The 20,038-nt window shown below is 46.4% G+C and carries 20 protein-coding genes; 17 read left to right on the top strand and 3 right to left on the bottom strand.

Translation table 11 applies throughout. The features are described 5' to 3' along the window. Positions 1 to 402: 402 nt before the first annotated feature. Together Q1Q15_RS01510 and Q1Q15_RS01505 are read right to left on the bottom strand one after the other, a co-directional pair. Complete coding sequence (locus tag Q1Q15_RS01510; RefSeq protein ID WP_300455651.1) at positions 403 to 657, bottom strand: Txe/YoeB family addiction module toxin; 255 nt, start codon at positions 655 to 657, stop codon at positions 403 to 405. Then, entirely contained in the window at positions 654 to 905 is a 252-nt protein-coding gene (locus tag Q1Q15_RS01505; RefSeq protein WP_300455648.1) for a type II toxin-antitoxin system prevent-host-death family antitoxin, read from the bottom strand. The genes Q1Q15_RS01510 and Q1Q15_RS01505 overlap by 4 nt, the downstream gene beginning before the upstream one ends. Before the next feature lie 715 nt (positions 906 to 1,620). Between Q1Q15_RS01505 and Q1Q15_RS01500 the strand changes: the two genes are divergently transcribed. The 17 genes from Q1Q15_RS01500 to Q1Q15_RS01425 all read left to right on the top strand — a co-directional run bounded on the left by Q1Q15_RS01500 (position 1,621) and on the right by Q1Q15_RS01425 (position 19,007). After that, positions 1,621 to 2,736: an AI-2E family transporter gene (locus Q1Q15_RS01500; protein WP_300455645.1), complete on the top strand. Its 1,116-nt coding sequence runs from the start codon at positions 1,621 to 1,623 to the stop codon at positions 2,734 to 2,736. Positions 2,737 to 2,835: 99 nt separating this feature from the next. Beyond that, on the top strand, positions 2,836 to 3,696 hold the full coding sequence (locus tag Q1Q15_RS01495) for a hypothetical protein (RefSeq protein WP_300455642.1): 861 nt from the start codon (positions 2,836 to 2,838) through the stop codon (positions 3,694 to 3,696). Between the two features lie 29 nt (positions 3,697 to 3,725). Further along, positions 3,726 to 4,349, top strand: coding sequence for a LuxR C-terminal-related transcriptional regulator (locus Q1Q15_RS01490; protein WP_300455639.1), 624 nt, complete (start codon positions 3,726 to 3,728; stop codon positions 4,347 to 4,349). Between the two features lie 130 nt (positions 4,350 to 4,479). Further along, positions 4,480 to 4,734 (top strand): hypothetical protein, encoded by a 255-nt coding sequence (locus tag Q1Q15_RS01485; protein WP_300455636.1) that lies wholly within the window; start codon positions 4,480 to 4,482, stop codon positions 4,732 to 4,734. Positions 4,735 to 4,767: 33 nt separating this feature from the next. After that, complete coding sequence (locus Q1Q15_RS01480; RefSeq protein WP_300455633.1) at positions 4,768 to 6,327, top strand: DUF1254 domain-containing protein; 1,560 nt, start codon at positions 4,768 to 4,770, stop codon at positions 6,325 to 6,327. Between the two features lie 68 nt (positions 6,328 to 6,395). Continuing rightward, positions 6,396 to 6,773, top strand: a complete 378-nt coding sequence (locus Q1Q15_RS01475) for a DUF1214 domain-containing protein (RefSeq protein WP_300455630.1) — start codon at positions 6,396 to 6,398, stop codon at positions 6,771 to 6,773. Positions 6,774 to 7,116: 343 nt separating this feature from the next. After that, positions 7,117 to 7,593, top strand: coding sequence for a mobile mystery protein A (locus Q1Q15_RS01470; RefSeq protein WP_300455627.1), 477 nt, complete (start codon positions 7,117 to 7,119; stop codon positions 7,591 to 7,593). Further along, a complete protein-coding gene (locus Q1Q15_RS01465; RefSeq protein WP_300455625.1) occupies positions 7,593 to 8,174 on the top strand; it encodes a mobile mystery protein B in 582 nt (193 codons plus the stop codon). Before Q1Q15_RS01470 ends, Q1Q15_RS01465 begins: the two co-directional genes overlap by 1 nt. A 1,102-nt stretch (positions 8,175 to 9,276) precedes the next feature. Beyond that, positions 9,277 to 11,430 carry a hypothetical protein gene (locus Q1Q15_RS01460; RefSeq protein WP_300455622.1) on the top strand — a complete coding sequence of 718 codons (2,154 nt, stop codon included), beginning with the start codon at positions 9,277 to 9,279 and terminating at the stop codon, positions 11,428 to 11,430. Continuing rightward, the gene (locus Q1Q15_RS25425) at positions 11,345 to 11,611 is read left to right on the top strand and encodes a LuxR C-terminal-related transcriptional regulator (RefSeq protein WP_363320845.1); all 267 of its coding nucleotides are present in this window, start codon (positions 11,345 to 11,347) and stop codon (positions 11,609 to 11,611) included. Before Q1Q15_RS01460 ends, Q1Q15_RS25425 begins: the two co-directional genes overlap by 86 nt. 171 nt (positions 11,612 to 11,782) lie before the next feature. Beyond that, positions 11,783 to 12,115 carry a hypothetical protein gene (locus Q1Q15_RS01455; protein WP_300455619.1) on the top strand — a complete coding sequence of 111 codons (333 nt, stop codon included), beginning with the start codon at positions 11,783 to 11,785 and terminating at the stop codon, positions 12,113 to 12,115. Beyond that, positions 12,105 to 13,616 carry a DUF1254 domain-containing protein gene (locus tag Q1Q15_RS01450; RefSeq protein ID WP_300455616.1) on the top strand — a complete coding sequence of 504 codons (1,512 nt, stop codon included), beginning with the start codon at positions 12,105 to 12,107 and terminating at the stop codon, positions 13,614 to 13,616. The genes Q1Q15_RS01455 and Q1Q15_RS01450 overlap by 11 nt, the downstream gene beginning before the upstream one ends. A gap of 66 nt (positions 13,617 to 13,682) precedes the next feature. Beyond that, positions 13,683 to 15,218: a DUF1254 domain-containing protein gene (locus tag Q1Q15_RS01445; protein ID WP_300455613.1), complete on the top strand. Its 1,536-nt coding sequence runs from the start codon at positions 13,683 to 13,685 to the stop codon at positions 15,216 to 15,218. A gap of 250 nt (positions 15,219 to 15,468) precedes the next feature. Then, positions 15,469 to 15,924: a hypothetical protein gene (locus Q1Q15_RS01440; RefSeq protein WP_300455610.1), complete on the top strand. Its 456-nt coding sequence runs from the start codon at positions 15,469 to 15,471 to the stop codon at positions 15,922 to 15,924. A gap of 77 nt (positions 15,925 to 16,001) precedes the next feature. Next, a complete protein-coding gene (locus Q1Q15_RS01435) occupies positions 16,002 to 17,312 on the top strand; it encodes an anaerobic sulfatase maturase (RefSeq protein WP_300455607.1) in 1,311 nt (436 codons plus the stop codon). Further along, the gene (locus Q1Q15_RS01430) at positions 17,309 to 18,085 is read left to right on the top strand and encodes a trigger factor (protein WP_300455604.1); all 777 of its coding nucleotides are present in this window, start codon (positions 17,309 to 17,311) and stop codon (positions 18,083 to 18,085) included. Before Q1Q15_RS01435 ends, Q1Q15_RS01430 begins: the two co-directional genes overlap by 4 nt. Further along, positions 18,069 to 19,007: a sulfatase-like hydrolase/transferase gene (locus Q1Q15_RS01425; RefSeq protein ID WP_300455601.1), complete on the top strand. Its 939-nt coding sequence runs from the start codon at positions 18,069 to 18,071 to the stop codon at positions 19,005 to 19,007. Before Q1Q15_RS01430 ends, Q1Q15_RS01425 begins: the two co-directional genes overlap by 17 nt. Here Q1Q15_RS01425 and Q1Q15_RS01420 read toward each other — a convergent pair. Then, positions 18,995 to 20,029: an IS630 family transposase gene (locus Q1Q15_RS01420; protein WP_300455598.1), complete on the bottom strand. Its 1,035-nt coding sequence runs from the start codon at positions 20,027 to 20,029 to the stop codon at positions 18,995 to 18,997. The genes Q1Q15_RS01425 and Q1Q15_RS01420 overlap by 13 nt on opposite strands. Between the last annotated feature and the right edge of the window lie 9 nt (positions 20,030 to 20,038).

The following is a 20,038-nucleotide window of genomic DNA, read 5'->3' as shown; positions in this document are numbered from 1 at the left end:
AAATAAAAACAACAAACAAACGGCTGTAAATGGCAGCCAACCCCATTTATAAAAACCGGTTTTCACCATGTTTTGAGTCGCGGCTTTAATTGGCCTGTCTCTCCGTTATTTTTTCATAAAAAATGGATTCAAATTCAAAAGGGTCCATATCTTAGCAACCTGTCTGATATCTGTAAGACAGTGAACCGCTTTTTGTCAAGAAAAGATAATTTGGGCTTGGTCCTAACTTCGCCCACTTGTCGTAATTGATGGTTCGATGGGGTCATGGTTCGATGGGGTCAGGCTTGTGTTATTGTGCTTTTGATAACATACTGTAATAGCAAAGAAATTCAGTAAAAGCGTCAATAACGCAAGCCTGACCCCTCCTGGGTATTGTTGTGGGCGTTGGGGCAGAAAGAAGGGTCAGTAGTGATATCTCAGTTGTGCAATAAGAATCGCATCTTCTGAAACTTTATAAACGAATCTATGTTCGTCATTTATCCGCCTGGACCAGTATCCTGATAGGGCATGTTTCAATGGTTCAGGTTTTCCGACACCCTCAAAAGGATTACGTTTTGTTTCCTTAATGAGGGTGTTGATACGGCGAAGAATTTTTTTATCAGTTTTTTGCCAATAGAGGTAATCGTCCCAGGCATGGTCTGAGAAAATGAGCTTCACTCTAAAAGCTCCTTTTCATTTCCTTTGCCATTTTCAAGTTGAACAATCGACTCAATCAGACGTCTTGTGTTTTTCGGGGAGCGTAATAGGTAGGCTGTCTCTTCAAGGGCTTCAAAGTCCTCAAGTGACATGATGACTACAGAACCCGATGATTTTCGTGTTACAATCATCGGGGCGTGGTCTCTACAAACTTTTTCCATTGTTTTCGCAAGGTTTTGCCTTGCTGCTGTATATGTAATAGCTTCCATTTTTTGTACCTCCTGTACAACATATTGTACATATGGAAGGTGGATTGTCAAGCAGATTTTTCTGCTCCAACATGAAAATCCACCGGACCCCAAAAGCCGGGCCGGTAATTAAATCGTACAAGTATGCCAGGGGGCATTCCAGAAATCTATATTGAAAAAGATTATTGGGTCACTCTGGTGCTAAATAAAGAATACCCTCCATTGCGGAAAATTTTTTAAATAATTTTCTGAAACAAATTACATAAGGAAAATAAATAGATTATATTTCCGCATAAGAACATTAACGGAAAACCGATGCGGTTTATATCCCACCACAGTATACAGAAATACCTGAATGGAAATCTTTGATAATTGTTTTTTAAATTTGTTTTACGCAGGTATTATACCTTGATAAAGGAAAATATAAACGCTTATTTGTTTTTAATAAAGGATAATTTATAGCCTCACTGTTTTGTCGTAACATTCAAAAGTTTAAAAGAATATCCCCCATAGCGGGGGATCAAATTTCCCCCTGTTCGGGGGATTTTTTTTTTGCCCCAGGCAGTTTACAACATAATTGAAAATAAGCTCTGGACAACAAACATATTAACCCCGGACAAGGATGTATGCCGGGTGATCCTGAAATGGTCAAATAGTTCATCATTTTATCAGGAGTCAGTGTTCAACCGTCACTGACACCTGAAAACCGGTCAAAAAACAATAGGAGTTATCCCCCATGCAAACAGATGAGTCGCCCATTCAAAAACTGCTGTCAAAGGATTTCACGGACGCCGCAATCCGCATTGGCCTGATCGCCTTTCTATTGATCATGTGCATGCGCATTTTTGCCCCTTTTGCAAATATAGTGGTGTGGGCATTGATTTTGGCCATTGCCCTTTATCCGTTGCATCAGCGCATGGCAAAATGGTTCAACGGGAAACAGGGCCGGTCTTCCGTACTTCTGGTGCTTGCCGTTTTCCTGTTGATCGGTGGTCCCACAATCATGCTTGGCGGTTCATTAGTAAAGCATGTGCATCAGGCATATACTGCATTCGAGAATAACACCATCACCATTGAACGACCTGATCCTAAAGTGGCGGACTGGCCGCTGGTGGGCAAACGGGTCTATCGCGCCTGGGATCTGGCGGCGGTTAACCTGCCGGCCTTTTTAAAGGATTATCAGGAACCGCTCAAGAAAATATCCAAACGTGTTTTATCAGCGGCAGCCAATACAACCGGTGCCATATTTTTATTCGCCGGCGCCCTGATCATTGCCGGGATTATGATGGCCTATGGGGAATCCGGCAGCCAGGCCATTCAGCGCATTTTCCTTCGCCTGACCGGTCCCGGGACAGGCCCGCGATTACAAACGCTCTCCACTGCAACGGTTCGTTCGGTGGCCGGCGGCGTTATCGGTGTGGCATTCATACAGGCATTATTGCTGGGTATAGGCTTTATCATGGCGGGCATTCCAGTACCCGGTGTGTTGGCGCTGATTTCTCTGATCTTTGGGATTCTGCAGCTGCCTGCCGCCATCATTTCACTGCCCGCCATTGCCTATCTGTGGTGGTCGGGTGACGCTTCTACCGCGAGCAATATCCTTTTCACCATTTATCTGCTAATTGCCGGCCTTGCCGACAATGTGCTCAAGCCACTCCTGTTGGGTCGCGGGGTAGAAGCCCCCATGCCGGTTATTCTTATTGGCGCCATGGGTGGCATGGTATCCGGCGGTATCATCGGCATGTTTATCGGTGCAGTCGTGCTGGCGGTGGGCTACCGGATTTTTATGGACTGGGTCGGTAATACTGAAAATCAGCATTCGGAAATATCTGTCAACACCTTTAAGGAATGACAAGAATAAGGAAAATTAAAATAATGTTAATCAATTTCGACCTTGGATGACAAGGATACATAGAAAAGACATGGACACTTAATAATTAAGGGTCAACGCATGGATTCTGAATCAGGCAGCATAATTTTACTTCGCACCAAACTGCATCGGCCCCCAGTAACCCATAATCATGTGCATCGGTCAAAGTTGCTGGAGAGACTGGACAAGAGCAGGCATAAATCAGTGAACCTGATTTCTGCTCCAGCAGGATACGGAAAAAGCATGCTGGTCAGCCGCTGGCTTGAAGTGTGTAAAATCCCTGGTGCCTGGTTGTCCATAGACCAGGATGACAACGACCTTCGACGGTTTTTGTCTTATTTTATTGCAGCCATACAGACAATCCACCCCCATGCCGCCTGTAAAACACAAACCCTGATTGATTCAACACTCCTTCCACCACAAGATGTTTTGGTAACAACACTGGTCAATGAACTTGATTTGATCGACACTGATTTTAATATTGTTCTGGATGATATCCACCACATCCACGACAAAATTGTCCATGATTTTTTGAACCGGGTGTTGAGATATCCGCCCCGATACATGCACTTGATTCTGGTGGGGCGACGGGATCCACTCATAGCGGTGGCAACGCTGCGTGCCAGAGGAAAATTGGCTGAACTGCGCATGAGGGATCTACGCTTTTCCATGGATGAGTCCATAATATTTTTACAGGCAGCCACAGCTCACGAAATTGAACCAACAACCATTGCAGCCCTTGCAAAAAAAACGGAAGGCTGGGTAACCGGATTACATCTGGTGGCCCTGGCTATGCAAGGGCAGAAAAATCCGGCCCGAAAGTTGTTAAAACTGGAAGGGACCACGCACTACTTGGTGGAATACCTGATCAACGAAGTGCTGGATCATCAACCCGTTGACATCCGCGATATATTTCGGACTGGCACATCACATAGCAGGTAAAAAGCAGATCGCCATCGTACCAAGCCACCATGGCCACCGCTTTTCTTTTTTTAGAGGCCCCACAGATTACGCATTGCCGTCTGCTTGTGGCACAAGGATCCGAGGAAGCGATCCAAAAGATCGAAAGTTTTGTGAAATTGACGAAGGATATCCATAACACATTCCACCTGATCGACTTGTTTGTGTTGCAGGCGGTTATTTTTTACAGACACAATCGGCTCAATGATGCAGACAAATCCTTGAAAAAAGCATTGGATCTTGCCGCTCCCGGCGGGTGGGTACGTCCATTTATTGAACTGGTTCCTGTTATGGGCGATCTTTTAATCCGCTTAAAGCAGCAAAACGTCCAGATAGACTATGTCAACACCCTTCTTGAAGTCTTCCAGAATCTTAACATTGACCCCAAAAACCCGATCCATTCTCCAGTATCCAAACTCAACACGATTTCCTTTGAATCGCTTACCAACCGTGAACTTGATGTGTTAGAACTTTTGGCTGAACGCCTGCAGAACAAGGAAATTGCCGAAAATCTCTGTGTTTCAATGGCCACGGTCAAAACGCATCTGCGGCACATATATGAAAAACTGGTTGTCCGCAATCGCCGTCAAGCAGTCTTAAGGGCTGAACAGTCAGGCCTGCTGGTCAAACGATAAAGCAACCGCTTATTTGCCATCGTCCATTTATCATCCTTTTGGGATGATGCCTTTTCTGTCACAAAGCGATATCCTTGATCAACAATTAGAATTATCAACATTTATTATTATGGATAGTTTTAAAACAACCATGCAAAGAACAACAAAAAGAAAATCCCTTCGTCCCTGGTCACCTGCCCATTATCGGATCCACATCCAGGGTTTGGTGCCAGAGGGGTGTGCTGAAATTTTTTATGGCATGCAGATTACGTCCAAAGGGAAGAAAGATCTGTCAACCGTCACATGCCTGTCAGGTCGTATCGCGGACCAATCTGAACTGATGGGTGTGTTGAACAGTTTGTCAGAAATGCAGCTGTCGATTTTATCAGTTGAGTGTATCGACTGAAAATTAATTTTTATTATAGAAAGGAGTCATATCATGAAGCAAAAAACATTGAAATCCCTGTCCGTGGCCGGTCTCTTGACCACATGCCTCGCAGTCGCGATGCTGGCCGGTACCGGAGTATTGACCGCACATGCGGAGGTAAAACTTCCGACCTATAAAATGACCACCGACACTCCGAATCAGATCGCCACGCCGGATAAAGTGGAGACGACGATCGGCACGCTGGAATTTTTTGACGGTGTTCCTGTGGGCGACACCAAAGAAAAAATATTCGACTATATGGATCAGGCCCGTGCAGTGCAGGTTTATGTGAATATGATTCCAGCTGTTTCGATGTTTAGCTTACGTAGGGCGCAACACGAATTTGGAGCAGAAACATCGAATCAAATTCTCATATGGGAAGAATTAATGGACTCGAAAACCCGTTGGTTAACGCCTAATGGCACTGCGCTTTATACGCTTGGCTTCTTCGACCTGAAGAAGGACGGCCCGACTGTGATCGAGGTGCCGGCCGACGTACTGGGCATGTGGGATGATATGTATATGCGTTGGGTTGGTGATATCGGTATGGCTGGTCCGGATAAAGGGAAAGGTGGAAAGTACCTTTTACTACCTCCAGGTTATAAAGGAGATATTCCTGAAGGTTATCATGTATATCATTCAAAAACCTATACAGTGTGGAATTTTATGCGAGGTTATGTAAGAACAAGTGTAAAAGATGCTGCTGAAAATATAAAGAATAGTCTAAAGGTATATCCTTTGGCAATGAAAGACAATCCACCAAAAATGGAATTCAGAAACATGTCAGGTGTGGAAGGCTACAACACCATACCGCCAAACGATTTTAGTTTCTATGAAAGTCTTGATGAAATTATCCAGGAAGAGCCTTTGGATTTTCTTAATCCGGAAACAAGGGGTTTAATTGCTTCTCTAGGTATTGTAAAAGGGAAAGTGTTTAACCCAGATCAACGTATGCGTCGTATTCTTACCGAGGCCGTAAAACTTGGGAATGCATATTCACGTGCGAACACAACTTGGCCTCGCGACCCAGGGGCTTACATTTACAAAGACACCGACAGCGAATGGGTGATGGGCTATGCCGATAAGGATACTTACTTTAATAAAGATGGAGCACGTCGTTACGATGCCCGTTTATGGTTGCATTACAATGCCATTTGTGTAACGCCTTCTATGGCAGTTACCAAACCAGGTTTGGGTTCTGATTATGGTATTGCCGATATGGATGGCGATCACAATCCTTTGGATGGTTCAAAAACTTACAAATTACATTTGCCTCCAAATGTTCCGGTAAAAGATAACTGGTCAGTTACTATTTATGACACACAAACCCGTTCCATGCTACAGACCGACCAGCAGTTTGCCAGCATTGACAGCTATGGCGAAGGCCCTAAGAAAAATAAAGACGGATCCATTGACATCTACTTCGCTGCGGAAGCGCCAAAAGGATGGGAAAAGAACTGGATTCAGACGATCCCCGGAAAAAGCTGGTTCATCATCTTGCGCCTCTACGGCCCGCTTGAGCCCTGGCTGGACCAGACCTGGCGTCCGAGTGAACTGGAGTTGGTGAAGTAATTAGATAAAAACAAATATACGGAGAGGCCGGTCAGAATTGGCCTCGTCAAAAAAAATGGAGAAGAAGAATGAAACTGCAAAAATTACTGATTATTTTATTTACAGGCTTGTTTATTAGTGGAATTGCTATTCCAATGCAAGCCCAAGAGCAAGTGAACACACGCATTGGTGATCTTGAATTCACTCACTCTTTTGAAAATGGATATCCTACGGATAGAACCATCGCCAAATTATTTAACGAAATGGATTTCCAACGAGCTTGTCAGGCTTACATCTGGTCTATTCCATTGATGTCTTTTGCACAATGGCAATATGCATACAAGAAGAAAAACTGGATACCTACAGAACCGGGAAGAGCATTCTTTGCTATGCTACGTTTGTATTCTCCAAAAAAAGCATTTATGGATAGAAGTTGGGTAATACCTGATGTTGAAAAAGCAAAATAATTCTTACAATTAATAAAGGAGATGTGACGAACATCGGGTTATAGATTTTTAAAACAGGCGCCTGGATAACATCATGCCTCCGGCTTTGCCGGAGGCATCCTGCCGCTGCCTGACTATTCCGGTGATTTTGCCAAACGTTCCTACCTGCTGGGTGATTTCGGCGGTAGACTCATCCCTGGCGAAACACTGCTATTAATTCCGTGGTATCAGAAAACCAAAGAAATTATATAGCATGCATATATATGTATAATAATCAAAATATTCCGTACATATATATATAGCTTGACAACTTCATTTTGATTATATATATGTGTACTAAGGTTTGCTAAATGCATATATAATTATGAACGAAATGAGAAAAAAACAAAAAAAAATAATTCGAGAACAATTGGATGACACCTTGAATCGGTTTTCAACTATCGCCTCGGTAAACAGGCCGATGAATGGATGGATTCGTGCCATCCGTGATGCTTTGGGAATGAATATGCGACAATTTGCTGACCGGCTTGGAGTCAGCAAATCTAGAATCCCTCGAATAGAACAGGATGAGATTACTGGAAGCCTTACCCTTAAAACTATGAATCGAGTTGCAGATAAGCTTGATTGTGTTTTTGTTTATGGGTTTGTACCTCGAACAAGCTTAGACGATACTGTCAGAAAACAAGCCTCAATTATTTCTCAAAAACGTATGAACAGGCTTATGCACACTATGAATTTAGAAGCTCAAGGACTTTCATCTAAAAATGCTAAAAAAGCGTTTAATAATATGGTGGAAGAAATAATTGATTCCCCTTCTCTGTTGTGGGAGAAGGATAAATAATGATTGACCATGCTGACGGTGCTACCCCTCTCGATTATGACGAACTCAAAGGGCTTTTGCCGACACATATTACAACCCGTGGTGAACTCGATTTTTTAGAAATGGAAAATATCAACCAAGCGATCATTTGGAGTGACAATTTAAGAACGAATGACATTTTAAATATCAAATTTATTTGTAAACTTCACAAACAAATGTTTTCTAATGTCTGGAAATGGGCAGGTAAATTTAGAAAATCCAAAAAAAATCTGGGAATCCCACATATTCAAATTGAAGTGGAATTACAAACCTTGTGTGATGATTCTCATGCGTGGATAGAGTATAATACTTATCCTCCAGATGAATTCGCAGCCAGATTTCATCACAGGTTAGTCTTCATACATCCATTTTCAAACGGAAATGGTAGACATGCACGACTTATGGCAGATTTAATTCTTGAAAAATTATTCGCCACAGAAGTTTTCTCCTGGGGTGGAGAGAGTCTTGCTAATCACAATAAAACCAGAGAAGAATATATTACAGCTTTAAAAATGGCAGATGAGCATGATTATTCTCTGTTGCTTGAATTTGTTAGATCCTAATCATCAAGACAATCCATTATCAAAATTTTTATGCAACGTTAAGGTTTATTCTTGTTAAAGAATAAATCCCTGTCTATAGCTACAGTTATTGATCATGAAAATTAGTATTTTCCCAATTTTAAAAAACGTTGGTTAATTTCCATTTCATTTTTTTTGTAATCTTGCTCAAATGCTACTGGATGAGATTTATGTGACCGACACGGACAAAACACCCTTGTAAAACTACCATAGCCATGGCATATTTACCTTGTAAATTTACACTTAGCACATTGTTCGTTTTTTGGGGACCACCGCAGTATGGAATTTCATGCGGGGTTACATAAGAACCAATGTCGAGGATGCCGCTGCAAACATAAAGAATAACCTGAAGGTTTATCCGCGTGATCCCGGCGCACGCATATACAAAGATACAGACAGTGAATGGGTCATGGGATACGCTGACAAGGATACCTATTTCCTCAAAAGGGGCTTGGTCCTAATTTCGCCCACTTGTCGTAATTGATGGTTCGACGGGGTCAGGCTTGTGTTATTGGAGGCTGAATCTTTTATCAGGCGCCATGCTTTTGATAACAGACTGTAATAGCAAAGAAATTCAGCAAAAGCGTCAATAACGCAAGTCTGACCCCTCCTGGGTATATTAATAAGCACCCAAATCTGACAAGGGTCTGAACAAGTCCCCACCAACGCAAAAAGCCCTGACCATTATGATAATGATCAGGGCTTTTTAAAGAATTAATCTGGCAGCGTTCTATGCTCCCACACCGTCTCTCACACCATCGACGCTAAAGACCAAAACATTTAATCAGGCCTTCCGTGTTCGAGAGGGTTTTTGATTCTATTCATTTTATCCCCCACAACGGGGGATAACTTTCCCTCTCCATGGGGGATTTTTTTTTACCCAAAAACCTATAATATAAACACAAAATAAAGCCAAAAGGTTAACCTTTTTTTAGAATAATTAAGAGTCAAAGCATGGTTTCTGAATCAGGCAACATAATTTTACTTCGCACCAAACTGCATCGGCCCCCAATTGCGCATCGGTCAAAGTTGTTGGAGCGACTGGGCAAGAGCAGGCACAAATCAGTGAGCCTGGTGTTGAGATATGGAAACTGAATCTTCAAATATACCACTGCTACGCACTAAACTTTACCGGCCTCCGATACCCGTCAATCATGTGCCCCGGCTTGAACTGCTGGAGCGCCTGGGTAAACACCCTGACCGGCCCCTGGTATTGGTTTCAGCACCGGCGGGGTATGGAAAAAGTACGGTGGTCAGTTACTGGCTCGAAGGGTGCGGAAAACAAAATGCATGGTTGTCCCTGGACAAAAATGATGATGATCTGCACCAGTTCCTTGCCTATCTTCTCGCCGCAATACAGACGATGTTTCCCCATGCTGTCAAGGAAACCATGGCCCTGATTAATGTGCGGAATCTGCCTCCGGAGACCCTTCTATCAACGACCCTGGTCAATGAAATAGAGCAGATCGATCAGGAATTTATTGTTGTGCTGGATGATATCCATCATATAACGAATAAAGCGGTCAATGCGTTTATCGGTCTGTTAATACACCATCCACCGCCATCAATGCAGTTGGTTCTGGTCGGCCGAAGAGATCCGGTTTTACCCATTTCATCCCTGCGCGCCAGGGGAATGCTCACCGAACTGCGAATGCGGGATTTGCGATTCTCTGAGGATGAGATCGTTCGATATTTACAGGCTGCGACAGAATATAAAATTGAAAAAGAGATTACCAAGGCACTGGCCAAAAAGACCGAAGGCTGGGTGACCGGGCTGCACCTGGCGGTCCTGGCGATCCAAGGGCAGGAGAATCCCGGACAAAAACTGCTGGACCTAAAGGGCACCACTCGTTACGTGGTTGATTACCTTGTCAGTGAGGTGCTGGATCAACAGCCGGCCGGTCTAGGACGGTTCTTAATGGCCATTTCAATTCTTGATCGATTCTGCGCTCCCTTGTGCGATGCCCTGTGCAAGGGAGATCATTTATTGGCCGAGGTCGGCATGGATGGCAGAGAAGTGATTGGCTGGCTGCAGAAAAACAACCTCTTTGTTATTCCCCTGGATACCGAAAATCAGTGGTTCAGGTACCACCATCTGTTTCAACAACTTCTGCAACGGCAATTCCATGGAGATAGGATTAGTGAGAAGATAGCTGAGCTCCATGGCCGGGCTGGCGACTGGTTCGAGTCCCAGGGACTTCTGGAGGAAGCGCTGGTATATGCGATACGGGGCGGACATGACGAGAAAGCCGCAGATCTCGTGGAGAAATACCGGGGAAATCTGCTGAACGATGACAAGTGGTATGTCCTGGAAAAAGGGTTTAGGATGATTCCAAAAGCGGTTCGTGAGACCAGACCTGCTCTTCTGCTGGCAGATGCATGGAGTGCCTACGAGCGGTTTCAGTTTGAACGGCTTGCCCTGATCGTTGAAAAGGTAACCTCCCTTGTGAACCCGGAAAGTACCGATCCTTCCCTGTTGGGAGAATTGTCCCTGTTGCAGGGGGAACTCCACTACTGGTCGGGAGAAGGGTCCTTGAGCCTCAAGTGTTTCGAGGGAGCGCGGATACACCTGCCAGAGCAGCAGGGTCTGGTGAGGGGGCTGCTGGAGCTGCAGTACCACCTTGCCCTGTGTATGGAAGGAAACACTGAAAAGGCAATCAATGGTCTGGATGCCCGCATTAGTGAAACAGGGAACCTGGAAGGCATCTATCTTTCGCGCCTGGTGGCTGGGCTCTACTTTGTATACTATCTTTCAGGTGATCTGCTTCGCGGCCGGGTGGAGGCAAAGCGGCTGCACAGGGTCGCTGCCCACAGCAATATCATTTACACCGATACCTGGAGCGCTTATATGAGGGCTTGCACCCACTTTCAGGCAAATGAGCTGGCGCCGGCGTTGGAGTCCTTCACCTGGGTAGTGCAACAGCGATATATTATGCATGCCCGTGCAGCAGTCGATTCCATTGCCGGGCTGGCACTGACACAGCAACTCCTTAAACAGCATGATGCAGCATCCCTATCCCTGACCCTGCTGGAAACATTTGCCATGGATCTTGGCGATGCTCAATATATGGGTATCGCCCATTCCTGCCGGGCGCGAGTCGCATTGTTGCGCAAGGATGTGACAGCGGCACTCGAATGGGCACGGATCGCCGATGAAAATACCGCACCGGCCGGGCTGTTTATGTGGCTGGAAGTCCCCGCCATCACAACCGCTGGTGGAGCCACTGACCCATCGTGAGCTCGATGTACTGGAATTGCTCTCCCAACGCCTGCAAAACAAGGAAATTGCCGAACATTTATCTATATCTTCGGTAACGGTGAAATCCCACCTGAGAAGCATCTACCAGAAACTCCAGGTCTTCAAACGTAGGGAAGCCGTGCTAAAGGCCACCAAATTAGGGATTTTACCTTTAAAATGAGGTAGACACCCATCCCTGGAAACCTTTCACCGACCTTATTATTTCCGAAAAAAAGATCTGTATTCGCCATTTTTACGCCATTTGGATGGATGCGTATTGCCCCCATTGTAAATATACTAAAGTCGAATACGGACTGAAATTATCTCTCAAAATAAAAAAAGGTACTAAGCAATGCCGGATACAAAAGACGGACAATATTTACGGCCGTGGTCCCAGGCATTCTATCGAATGGAAATCGAGGGACTGCTGGAGGAAAGCTGGTCCGACTGCTTTGCCGGCATGCGGATAACGTACCGGAGGAGAACGGATCAATCTGTGGTCACATGCCTGACCGGGCGCCTCATGGATCAATCCGAACTGATGGGAGTGCTGAATGGCCTGGCTGAGATGCACTTTCCGATTCTGCTGATTGAGAATATTTCTGAAAAGAGTGAAGCAGATTTAAATCATAAAGAATCACAAAGAGCAAACCCTAAAAAAATGGAGGATAAAAATGAAACCTAAACAGTTTATATCAAGTGCACTTGTTCTATGCATGGTCCTGATCCTTGCGGGATCCCTGTCTGCGGCCCCACCAAAAATGAAAATGACCACCAAAATCCCCGCATCGATCACGATTGCGGACAAGGTGGAAACCCGATTGGGTACCTTAACCTTTGAGGATGGTTTCCCAACTGAAGAGACTGCGCAGAAGATCTACGATCAGCTTGATTTTCAGCGTGCCGTTGAAAGTGTCATGATGACCACACCGGCAGGCTCACTTACCGGGTTTCGTAACGGGATCAGACAATATGGGCCGGACAACCAGACTGCGATCATCTGGCCGCGTATGGACTCCAAGGTGCAGTTGCTGACACCAAATACCACGGTGATCTATCTGTTTCTCTGGCTGGATTTGAAAGAAGGACCGATGGTCATGGAAGCGCCGCCGAATGTGCTGGGTCTGATTGATGATTTCTGGTTCCGCTATGTAACGGACTTCGGACTGGCCGGCCCTGACAAGGGCAAAGGCGGGAAATACGTGATTCTGCCTCCAGGCTATAAAGGCGAGGCTCCGGACGGATATCATGTAACCCAATCCCAGACGTATGGAAACTGGCTGCTGATTCGCGGGTTCCTTCAAGATGGGGACGCGGCTCCCGGATTACAAAGCATTAAAGATCACTTTAAGCTATACCCGCTGGGCAAATCAGACAGCGCTTCGAAGGTGAAGTATCACGACATTTCGATGAAATTCCTGAATACCATCCATGCTTCGGATGTCAGCTACTTCGATGAAATTAACAAGGTGGTTCAGGAAGAGCCGAGCGAATCCCAAAGTCCTGAAATTCTCGGCATGCTGGCCTCCATCGGCATCGAAAAAGGCAAGCCGTTCAATCCCGATGCCCGAATGCAGAAAATTTTAAAAGAAGCGGCAGATGTCGGTTCGGCAGCGGCCCGGGTTGTGCTGTATCGGAACCGTGATGCTGAAGCAAAGGTCTATCCCGGCAGTGGATGGGAACACCCCTGGATCGGAGGAAGTCATACGTTTACCCGAAATGGCGCACGCCTGCTGGATGCCCGTACCAGGTTCCATATGTATGCCACCGGCATCACCCCGGCCATGGTCACACCAAAGGTAGGCAGCGGAACACAGTATATCGCAGGGATGCGTGATTCAAAGGGGCGTCGGCTTGACGGAAGCAAGACGTACAAGGTGCACCTGCCTCCCAACGTGCCGGCAAACCAATTCTGGGCGTTTACGCTCTACAACGTGCAGACACGTTCCATGTTGCAGACCGACCAGCGCTTCCCTGAAATCACCAGTGCTGAAGGGAAAGTGCAGAAAAATGCCGACGGTTCATACGACGTTTACTTTGGTCCCAAAGCACCAAAGGGCAAAAAGAGTAACTGGGTTCAGACCGTTCCCGGCATGGGCTGGCACATGCTGTTCCGCCTATACGGCCCAGAACAGGCCTGGTTTGACAAGACCTGGCGACCGAGTGAGATTGAATTGGTCGAGTAGCTATTGAGCAAGAAGTGTAGATGAACGACTTTGAGAAAATCGAATAGATAAAAGGAAAATATGAAAATGAAAACAAAATTACTCATTAATCTGATCATGACAGGACTTTTGACAGTCAGCATGGCAGCACCCGTGTATGCTGAGTCCGAAGCAGAAACGAGAAACCTGTTCAAGGCCGCAGGTCAGAAACAAACTGCCAAAGATTTTAAACCGGCCCCTGACAAGATTAAGACAAACTTTGGCACACTGAAGTTTGAAGGCGGCGCTTTTCCCGACGAGGCCTCAACCCAGCGGATCTACGATGAGCTGGATCTTCAGCGGGCCACCCAGGCCTACATGGATTTCCTGCCATCGCTCTCGCTCTATGGCATTGTAAAATCCCAGGTTCGTGACTTCAAGTTCAAATCCAGTTCCGATTTCGCAGTGATGGCCGACTTCATGAAGCCGAGTGAAAATTACCTGACCGGTAATGACGTGACGGTCTACGCTTTTGCCACCCTTGACCTGAAGGTTGACGGGGCCACCGTCATGGAGATTCCAGCCGGCATGTATGGAAATGCCAATGATGCTGTTTTCAAATACCTCACCGACTTCGGTCCCACCGGACCTGACAAGGGTAAAGGCGGCAAGTACCTGTTTCTGCCCCCAGGGTACAAAGGCAAGGTCCCCCAGGGCTACTTCGTGATTCATTCCGCTGGTTACCGGATCTGGGCCATGATGCGTGGCTTCGGCGAAGTCGGCAACGGCGACCAGGCAGTGAACTGGTTCAAGGAACGGCTAAAAGTTTATCCGCTGGAAAGCGGTCCCCGGGACACCACGGTCGTCAATGGTTCCGGTATGGGCGCTAACACACTTTTTCCGGAAGATGCATCCGCCTTTACCATGCTCAATGAGATCATTCAGTATGAACCAGCAGAGTTGTTCAGCGCCGAGCAACTGGGTCGTCTGGCATCCCTGGGCCTTGAAAAAGGCAAGCCTTTCAATCCAGATGCCCGTATGACCGGAATACTCGACCAGGCAGCCAAGCAGGGCGTTGCCATGTCCCGGGCCATTGTTTATGCTTCCCGTGATAAGGAGATCAACTACTGGTCCAACCGACACTGGGAAAAGATGTTCGTTCGCAATACTGAATTTGTTAACAACGGCCATAGCGACATTGATGCCCGTACCCTCTGGCATTACCAGGCCATTTGTGTATCGCCGAACCTTCTTTCTACAACTGCCGGCGTGGGCACTGCCTACCTGACCAGTTTCCGTGACAAGGAGGGCGACTACCTTCTCGGGGACAATACCTATCGACTCACCGTGCCGGCCAATCCTCCGGTCAAACGCTTCTGGGCGGTCACTGCTTATGATCCCATGAGCCGCAGTCTGCTGGATTCCGGTGGCAACATCACCGTCAGCAGTACCCGAGGGGTGGATACCAACCCGGATGGTTCCGTGGATATTTACTTCGGCCAAAAAGCACCCAAGGGGATGGAGAAAAATTTCATAAAAACCGATCCCAAGAAAGGCTTCTTTGTGGTCTTCCGTTTTTATGGTCCCCTCAAAGGATACATAGAAAAGACATGGACACTGAATGATTTTGAGTTGATGAAATAAATTAAATGGCCCGGAAACATCTGCTAAATTACAGATGTTTCCGGAAGCACTTGCGTGTCAGAGTATTAAGCCTTTACATCAAAAACCCTATCGTATTCGACAACATCCCCCACAACGGGGGATAACTTTCCCTCTCCATGGGGGATTTTTTTTTCAGCAAAAACCGATACTATAAACAAAAAATAGAGCTGCCAGCTTTTGGTGTCATGAAGTTATTCAACGGTCCGCTGGTGATCATAAAGGAGAAATGATGAAAAATCTAAAAAGAAAATCAATTATTGTATCTATATTTCTCAGTGTGTTGGCTTGTGTTATTTCCTTATTCGGATGGGTTGATAGTGTTTTTGCTGAATCAGCGCAGGATGTCAAACAGAACAGTGGATTTGCCCAAGCCCTGCATCTTGAAGGAAATTGGGTTCGATCGGATGGCGGATATAAACTTGTCATAAAAGATGTCAAACCCGACGGGAGCTTAAAGGCATCCTATTATAATCCCAAAAAGATTAATGTGTCTGTCGCAAAGTGGACCATTGAGGAGGATCGTCTTCAGCTCTTTGTCGAACTGCGTGATACCAATTATCCGGGATCAACATATACCCTGGTGTACGCAGAGCAAAAAGATGTATTGGACGGAACCTATTTTCTGGCTGTGACAAAGGAACGCTACAGCATCAGATTCTTAAGAATACCCAAAGGTCAGAATTAACATAACGATGGGAGAAAACAAGATTTCAAGAGTGAAAAATAAACCAATTGCAGTCTCAACGAATGGAAATTATTGATATGATAGAGAACTCAAAAATGCAGGTCAGTCATTTGTTTCGTGGTCAGCCTGTACAGCGCATGCACGTGATGGTGAAACCAACGGGTGCGCTTTGCAACCTGGATTGCGACTATTGTTATTATCTCTCCAAGCAGGAACTGCTGGGAAAACCTGAAAATTGGAAAATGACCGATGAGATACTTGAATCGTTCATCCGGCAGTATTTTGAATCCCACAATTATAAGGAAGTGGTTTTTTCCTGGCAGGGAGGAGAGCCGACCCTGCTCGGGCTCGATTTTTTCAAAAAAGTTGTGGCATTGGAGAAGACATACTGCCCGGCCCATGTCCGCTGTGAGAACGATCTGCAGACCAACGGAATGCTCCTGGATGATGCCTGGTGCGAGTTTCTCCATGAGAACAACTTCCTGGTCGGGCTTTCCATTGACGGGCCCAAACATCTGCATGACCGCTACCGCAAGGATAAATCAGGCCAGGGCAGCTTTGACCGCGTCATGCGTTCAGTAAAACTGCTGAAAAAGCACAAGGTCAATTTTGCAACCTTGAGCTGCGTCAATCGGGTCACTGCAAAATCTCCGGTCGACGTGTACCGGTTTCTGAGGGACAAAGTGGGTTCAAAGAGAATGCAGTTTATCCCCATTGTCGAGCCGCTCGGTTTCCAGCAGACAGCCCCGTTAAGATGGGGCTTGGATTCCATGCCCATGCTGGGCTCGCCCCGGGCAAAACCGGGTTCCCAGGGATCGGCCGTGGAAGCGTGGTGTGTTGATCCGGATGACTGGGGTAATTTCCTCTGTCGCGTCTTTGACGAATGGCTCAAGAAGGATCTTGGCAGCATCTATGTGAACTATTTTGAGGCGGCCGTGGAGACCTGGATGGGCCACACCTCGCCGCTCTGCTTCCAGAGCCCCATGTGCGGCAAAGGGCTTGCCCTTGAGCGCGACGGCTCGGTTTATGCCTGTGACCATTTTGTGTACCCGGAGTACCGGGTCGGCAACATTCAGGATAGACCGCTTTCCCAGATGGCGTTTTCCGAACAGCAGGAGCGATTCGGAAAAATGAAAGAGGGGTTGCTGCCGAAATACTGCCGCACCTGTGAATACGAGTTTGCCTGTTTCGGGGGGTGCCCAAAGGACCGTTTCATTAAAACCCCCGGGGGCGAGCCCGGCTTGAATTATCTGTGCAGCGGCTGGAAACATTTTTTTTCTCACATCGACCAGCCCGTGCAACGGATTGTGCGCGGTCTGGGGGAAACAGTGGCCAAGGATGTCCATACCCTGGCCGCGGACCATTGGCAGCCGGAGAAACAGCGATGAAGTGGCAGCAGCATACAAGCGATGACGGCCTTCATTGCCTTGCGATCAGTGCCGACTGGTCGGAACTGGCTGATGATTATAAAGATATTCTGGCGGGCTATCGAAGGGCACAACTTCCTGGTTTTCGGCCGGGGAAGGTGCCGCAGCGTGTGATTGAAAAACGGTTTGAAAAAGAGATCAGCGAGCAGCTGACCCGGCAGGTTGCCCAGCGGTTTGGCCGAGAGGCTGTGAAGGAGGCAGGGATTCAGGTCCTGGGTCAGGCCGAAGTCGAAAAGATCGAGTGCAACAAAGGCAGGGACTTCAGCGCCATGGTTCGGTTTTACCCAATGCCCGAGTTTGACCTGCCTGATTTGAATACACTTCTCAACGGCGAGTCGGATAAGGATCCCCGTGATCAAATTTCCCTCAAACTTCTGGAACGGGTAAGTTTTGATATACCGGACGGATTCGTGAAGGATGAGCTTGCCGTCGATGGTGAAGAAGGTGTCGACCTCGAAAGCACTGCCTGGCATGCAGCACACGACCGGATTCGGCTGATGCTGATCCTCAAGCAGATCGCGAAGCAGGAAGGCATCGAAGTGGACCAGAGGGATGTGGACAACCGTATTGCCGAAAAAGCTGAAGAATTTGGTGCCACAATCAAAGAATTGGAGGCGGAGCTGGCCCAAGGCGATGGGCTGCAGCGCCTGAAGGAGATGCTCATTGCCGAAAGTGCACTGGGGTATTTAATGGAAATAAACCCAAAAGGAGAAAATTATGAAGAACAAATCTAATTTTGCAAGAAAGGCGTGCAAGTGGGCTGCTGTCGGTTGCGTACTTGCGGGGGTAACCCTTGCCGTTGCTGCAACACCACAGGACGCGGCGGCAGCCACGCAAAAAGCGGACAAGCCCAACGTCGTGCTGATGCTGTCTGACAATGTAGGTTGGGGTGATATTGGTGCTTTTGGCGGAGGTGAAGTACGTGGGATGCCTACTCCCAACATCGACAAACTTGCAAGCGAAGGCATGCAGTTAACCCAATTTTTCGTGGAGCCTGCTTGTACCCCATCACGGGCAGGATTATTAACAGGACGCTATTCGACACGTGTTGGTCTGAATACAGTTATTATCGGTGGTACTCCTAATACACTTACTGCAGAAGAGGTTACTATAGCCGAATTGTTTAAAGAAAAAGATTATGCAACTGCTTATACCGGGAAATGGCATTTAGGTATGGAAGAACAAAGTTGGCCAACCCGTCAGGGATTTGACGAATATCATGTAGGTGTCATTGAAACATCGGATGGTACGCTTTATAGAGAAAGCATGGAACGTACGGGGATGTCAGAAGAATTTATTGAAAGCGTGGTGCCTCGTATTTTTGAATCAGATGCCACTGGAAACTTGACAGCAGTAAGAGAATATACAGTAGAATACCGTCATCAGGTGGAAGGAGACATTGCCGATGCTTCTGTCGAATTCATCAAGCGTCAGGCAAAGGCCAAAAAGCCATTTTTTATGATGGTAGGTTGGACACACTCGCATTACCCAAACCTGACAGCACCGGAATTTACCGGGAAGTCGAGAGTTGGCGCTTATGGTGATTCCATTATGGAACTAGACCATTGCACAGGCCAGGTGCTGAATGCTATTAAAAATGCTGGTATTGAGGAAAATATTACTCCGGCAATTAAATACAATAATCAAGCGGCATAGGAAATTTTCTTATGCTTGAAGTAATTTTTCACCCTCCGGGGCATCTTTTGCAACTTCCGCAAATGGGACAAGGTCTTCTTTGCTAATTGTTCTTTTGTCCTGGCAGGAACTTTGCTATGAACACCGATTTTTAAATCACAATTTAGATACTCATCCGGGTTCAGTTCCGGGGAATAGGATGGCAAAAAGAAAATCTCTATTTCGGTTTTATGATCTTCTAACCAGTCCTTAACCATGTGGCTGTGATGAACCCTCAGATTATCCAATATTAACAGTATCTTTCGTTCAGAGTCTTTGATAAGCCGCTTCATAAATCGAATCAATGTTTGGGAATTCATTTTGTCTTTGTAGATCATAAACCGAACCTTGCCCTGGTTGGTCACTGTTGAGATTAAATTTACACGCTGACATCTTGGATGTATTTTAATAGCTGGCGTTTCCCCTCGAGGGGCGTAGCTTCTTCCATGATAGCTGTCATTACAAAGACCTGTCTCATCACCCCAGTGAATCTCAGCCTTTTCTTTTTTGGATTTTATTGCAATGGCCGGATATTCTTCGTTCAACCAAGCTGATACGGCCTTTGGATTTTGTTTATAAGCTTTGCGTAAGGGTTTTTGCGGGGTGTAATTCCATCGCTTTAAGTATTCACCCACTGTCCGGATGGGCATTTTAATTGAAAAAAGTTCCTTTATGAGTTGCTGAACGGCAATACGCGTCCATAGTGCAAAGGGAAATTTTAATTGATCAGGGCATTTGTCAACGATTGCCTTTTGGATTTCATGTTCCTGGGCGGCGGTTAACGTCCTACAGGTACCGGAAGGTCTGCCCCGTTTTTTAATTTTGACGGCCTTTTTGCCGCCTCTTTGATAAGCTTTATACCATGCGCAGATCGTTGTTGGCTGGACATGAACAATCTCAGCAATCACTTTGTATGTTTTTCCTGATTCCTTGAGACGGATTGCCATCTCCCGGAGTTCCTGCTGGGCCTGTGTACTTAGTTTTCTTGCGTCACGTTTTTCCATGAAGAAGAG

It is taken from the genome of Desulfobacula sp. (assembly GCF_030145145.1).
Classification (GTDB): Bacteria; Desulfobacterota; Desulfobacteria; order Desulfobacterales; family Desulfobacteraceae; genus Desulfobacula.
Note: the sequence above shows the minus strand (reverse complement) of the source record. Positions and strands in the feature narration are given on the sequence as shown.